Here is a 1,680-nt window from a genome sequence, read left to right on the forward strand (position 1 = left end):
TCCGACACGGTCGCGACCGCGGAACTTCGTCTTGTCCTGCCCGGCAACCGTCTTGATCCAGCCGAACGCCTCCTCGATGCGCTTCCTGATGCGCTGGCTGAAGAAGATGGCGCGGGCGAGCGCGTTGCGGGCCTCGCCCTTGTTGAGGATGCTGCCGGTGCGGCGCCGCTGGTCGGGATCGTCGAACCAGTCGAGCATGAACAGTGTGCGCTCGATCCGTCCAATCTCGCGCAGGGCGCGGGCGACCGGGTTCTGACGCGGGAAACCCGCCAGCTTGCGCAGCATGACCGAGGCGCTGACGGTGCCGGCACGGATCGAGGCGGCAAGGCGCAGGGTTTCGTCCCAGTTCTCCTCGATCGCGCGGAGGTTGACCGGCCCGGCGACGAGCGGGCGCAGCGTCGGCCACGGGTCGAGCGGCGACAGGCCATACAGCCGGCGCTCGTTGAGGTCGCGGATGCGCGGTGCGAAGCGGAAGCCGAGCAGGTGGCACAAACCGAAGACGTGATCGACCGCGCCGGCGGTATCCGTCGCATGTTCGCGGATCACCAGTTCGCTCTCATGGTCGAGCAGGCCGTCGAGGACATGCGCGGCTTCGCCGGCATTGGCGGCGATGACCTTGGTATGGAACGGCGTAAAGCGGTCGGTGACGTGGGTGTAGAACAGCACGCCGGGTTCGGTGCCGTAGCGGGCGTTGCGATCGGCGCGGGCCTCGCCCTGACCACCGGCGCGGAAGAACTGGCCGTCCGACGACGATGTGTCGCCCGGTCCCCAAACCGCCGCGAGGGGATGCGCGGTGTGGCAATCGACGATCGCCGCCAGCGCCGACAGGTAGGTTTCGTCGCGCACATGCCATTCCGCCGTCCAGCGCAGGCGAGGCAACGTCAGCCCGCGCGAACTTTCGGCCATGCGGCCCAGGCCGAGATTGGTCGCATCGGCGAGGATCGCACCCATCAGCGCGGATTGGTCGGAGGCGGAGGCGCCGCTGCGCGCATGGACGAAGCGGTCGGCGAAACCCGACCATGCGGCGACCTCGACCAGCAGGTCGGTGATGCGGACGCGCGGCAGCATCGCGTAGAGCCTGGCCTTCAGTGCATCGGCATCGTCGGAGGGAGAGCGCCGGATCGGCGAGATCAGCAACTGCCCGCGCTCGATTGTCACGTCGACCAGCTCGCCCGCCGCGGCTGCGCGTTCCACCTCCGTCATGCGCCGGACCAGTAGGGTACGGCGCTCCTCATACCATTCGGGGAAGTCGGTCGGCACGGCCAGGCGCAGATCGCCGGTCGCGCGCATCGCCTCAAAAGTGGGCACGGGCAGCTGATAGTCGTCGAGCGTGCGATAGGCGCGGCTGCCGTCCACCCAGATGCTGCCCGACCCGAGCCGCTCGCGCAGATGGACGATCAACGGTCGAAGCCCCTTCCGCCCTCACATTGACCACCGAGCCGCGCGCCAATGTCGAACGCTATGACGCTCTGCGCCGGGCCGATGAGGTGCGCCATGCGTCATAATCCTGCGAGCGGGGCCATCGTCATCATGCTGCGCAGCCTCAAGATGCACGGCATGGCCCAGTGATCTGCCCCCCGCTGAGCGGCCCAGAGACTATGATAGTCTGGACCACGAAAGGGACGATGAATGCCGAGCAAGAAGCACAAGCCGGAAGAGATTATCGGCAAGCTGCGTGAA

General features: G+C 67.5%; 1 pseudogene. It reads right to left on the reverse strand.

The features are described 5' to 3' along the window. Window positions 1-87: 87 nt before the first annotated feature. Window positions 88-1,356, reverse strand: a pseudogene (locus ACFPOB_RS30240) (Tn3 family transposase); the annotation flags it as partial. Between the last annotated feature and the right edge of the window lie 324 nt (window positions 1,357-1,680).

The sequence above is a fragment of the Allobosea eneae genome (assembly GCF_042657265.1).
Lineage (GTDB): Bacteria > Pseudomonadota > Alphaproteobacteria > Rhizobiales > Beijerinckiaceae > Allobosea > Allobosea eneae.